Below are 3,465 nucleotides of genomic sequence, written 5' to 3'. Positions count from 1 at the left end.
CGCTCAGACAGCTGCGCCGAGTCAGATCACGAAGCATGCCTGTCCTGCGGCAGGCATGCAGCCCGGCCGCCCTGCGCTTCTCGGCGCTCCACAGGCGCGCCACCGCCCCCTCACCGGGGACTGGGCCTGCTCCCGGTCGATGGAACCGCCCTCGGCGCGCCCTCAGCGCACCGGATCTGCCGCCCCCCGCAGGTCGTCGTCGATGTGCGGGTCCGGCGGCAGCCGGCGCACGCGGCGCAGCGTGCGGCGGATCCAGTGCTCCAGGTCGTCCACGTAGGTGAACACGGCCGGCACCACCAGCAGGCTCAGCACCGTGGAGGTGATCAGCCCGCCGATCACGGCGGTGGCCATGGGCGAGCGGAAGCTCGCGTCCGCCGCACCCCAGCCCACCGCGATGGGCAGCATGCCGGCGCCCATCGCCAGCGTGGTCATGATGATCGGGCGGGCGCGCTTGTGGCAGGCGTCCAGCAGCGCCTCCCAGCGGCTCATGCCGTGCTCGCGGCGGGCGACGATGGCGTACTCCACCAGCAGGATGGAGTTCTTGGTCGCGATGCCCATCAGCATGATCAGGCCGATCAGCGAGGGCATCGAGAAGCTCTTGCCCGCCAGCAGCAGCCCGACGAAGGCGCCGCCCAGCGACAGCGGCAGCGCCGCCAGGATGGTGACCGGCTGCAGGAAGTCCTTGAACAGCAGCACCAGCACGATGTAGATGCACACGATGCCGGTGAGCATCGCCAGCCCGAAGCCGGTGAACAGCTCGGCCATCGCCTCGGCGTCGCCCACGTCGATGATGCGCACCGACGGCGGCAGGTTCTTCACCGCGGGCAGCTGGCGCACCGCCTCGGTCACGTCGTTCAGGCCGCGCGTGGACAGCTCGATCTCGAAGTTCATGTTGCGCGCGCGGTCGTAGCGGCTGATGACGGCGGGGCCGCCGGCGAGCTGCAGCGTGGCGACCTCGTCCAGCCGCACCGGCCCGTGCGCGCCGGGCACGGCCAGGCGGCCGAGCAGGGCGAGGTCCTGCCGCGCGCTGTCGGCCAGGCGCACCATGATCGGCACCTGCCGCTCGGCCAGGTTCAGCTTGGGCAGCTGGCTGTCGTAGTCGCCCATCGTCGCCACGCGCAGCGTGTCGGCGATGGCCGCGCTGGTCACGCCCAGGTCGGCGGCGCGGGCGAAGTCGGGCCGCACCACGATCTCGGGCCGCACCAGGCCGGCCAGCGAGGTCACGTTGCCGATGCCGGGGATGGTGCGCAGCTCGCGCTCCACGTCGGTGGCCGCCTGGCGCAGCGCCAGCGGGTCCTGGCCGGACAGGGCCAGCACGTACTTGTCGTTGGAGCCGCCCAGGCCCACGCCCCAGCGCACACCGGGCAGGTCGGCCAGCGCCTCGCGGATCTGCTGCTCGATCACCTGCTTCTTCGGCCGCGTGCCGCGCGGCGCCAGCTGCAGCGTCAGCGTGGCCTTGCGGGCCTCGACGAAGTTGCCCGAGAACGGGTCGGCGCCCGCGCTGCCGGCGCCGATGGCGGTGTAGATGTCGCCGACGTGGTCGATCTTCAGCAGCCGCTGGCGCACCTGCTCGGCGGTGGCGATGGTCTGCTCCAGCCGGGCGCCGGGCGGCAGCTCCACACGCACCTGGGTCTGGGCGTTGTCGTCTGGCGGAATGAAGCCGGAGGGCAGCAGCGGGATCAGCGCCAGCGAGACGAAGAAGAACAGCGTGGCGCCGATCATGGTGCGCCAGCGGTGCCGCAGGCAGGCCTGCACCCAGCGCATGTAGGTGGCGAGCCAGGTCGGCTCCTTCTCCTGCGCCACCAGCGGCTTGAGCATGTAGGCGGCCATCATGGGCGTGAGCATCCGCGCCACCACCAGCGAGGCGAACACCGCCAGCGACGCCGTCCAGCCGAACTGCTTGAAGAACTTGCCCACCACGCCGCTCATGAAGGCGGTGGGCAGGAACACCGCGATCAGCGTGAAGGTGGTGGCGATCACCGCCAGGCCGATCTCGTCGGCGGCCTCCATCGCGGCCTGGTAGGGCGATTTGCCCATGCGCAGGTGGCGCACGATGTTCTCGACCTCGACGATCGCGTCGTCCACCAGGATGCCGACCACCAGCGACAGCGCGAGCAGCGTGATGATGTTGATCGAGAAGCCCAGCAGGTACATGCCGATGAAGGCCGGGATCACCGACAGCGGCAGCGCCACCGCCGAGACGATGGTGGCGCGCCAGTCGCGCAGGAACAGCCACACCACCAGCACCGCGAGCAGCGCGCCCTCGTACAGCAGGTGCATCGAGGCGTCGTACTCCTCGGCCGCGATCTTCACGAAGTCCAGCGTGCGGGTGAGGTGGATGTGCGGGAAGTCCTTCTGCAGTTGCTGCAGCGCCTTCTCGACGCCGGCGCCCACCTCCACCTCGCTGGCGCCGCGGCTGCGCGCCACCTCGAAGCCCACCACCTGCTTGCCGTTGAGCAGGGCGGCGGCGCGCGGCTCGGCCACCGTGTCGTCGACGGTGGCGACGTCGGCCAGCGCGATGCGTCGGCCGTCCGACAGCGGGATCTGCATGCGCCGCAGCTCGTCGGCCGACTGCACGGTGGCGATGGTGCGCACCGGCTGCTCGGCGCCGCCCAGGTCGGTGCGTCCGCCGGCGCTTTCCTGCTGTACCTGGCGCAGTTGGCGCGAGACGTCGGCCGCGGTGGCGTTCAGCGCCAGCAGGCGCGCCGGATCCAGCGCCACGCGGATCTCGCGCGCGACGCCGCCCACCCGGTTGACCGCGCCGACGCCCGGCACCGCCATCAGGCGGCGCGCGATGGTGTCGTCGACGAACCACGAGAGGCCCTCGTCGTCCAGCCGGTCGGAGGCGATGGCGAAGGCCAGGATGGGCTGCGAGGCGAGGTCCAGCTTGGTGACGATCGGGTCACGCAGGTCGGCCGGCATGTCGGAACGCACGCGGCTGACGGCCGATCGCACGTCGTCCACCGCCTCCTGGATCGGCTTCTCCAGCACGAACTCGGCCGCGATGGTGGCCGAGCCGTCGGTCAGCGTGGAGGTGATGTGCTTGAGGCCCTGCAGCGTGGCGATCGAGTTCTCGATCTTGCGTGCCACGTCGTTCTCGAGCTGCGCCGGCGAAGCGCCGGGCAGCGCGGCGGTGACGATGACCACCGGCAGGTCCATGTCCGGGAAGTTCTGCACCTTCATGGCGCGGAACGAGAACAGGCCCGCCAGCGTCAGCAGCACGAAGATCATCACCGCCGGGATGGGGTTGCGGATGGACCAGGCCGAGACGTTCATCGCTGCTCCTTACTTGGGCGCGCCCTGCGGCGCCGGCGCGTCGACCACGCGCACCAGGTCGCCGTCGTTGAGGAAGCCGGCGCCCTGCACCACGATGCGCGCGTCGGCCGGCAGCTTCGAGGTGATCTCCACCCGGTCGCCGACGCGCCGGCCGGTCTCCACGCGGGTCTGCTGCACGCGGCCGTCGGG

Annotated in this window: 1 protein-coding gene and 1 pseudogene; both read right to left on the bottom strand. The window is 71.3% G+C overall.

All coding sequences use genetic code 11. The features are described from left to right. Positions 1–162: 162 nt before the first annotated feature. Positions 163–3,276: an efflux RND transporter permease subunit gene (locus ACIY1X_RS25600; protein WP_399686286.1), complete on the bottom strand. Its 3,114-nt coding sequence runs from the start codon at positions 3,274–3,276 to the stop codon at positions 163–165. Between the two features lie 9 nt (positions 3,277–3,285). Continuing rightward, a pseudogene (locus ACIY1X_RS25595) lies at positions 3,286–3,465 on the bottom strand (efflux transporter periplasmic adaptor subunit); the annotation flags it as partial.

The organism is Xenophilus sp. (assembly GCF_044462705.1).
Lineage (GTDB): Bacteria > Pseudomonadota > Gammaproteobacteria > Burkholderiales > Burkholderiaceae_C > Xenophilus > Xenophilus azovorans.
Note: the sequence above shows the minus strand (reverse complement) of the source record. Positions and strands in the feature narration are given on the sequence as shown.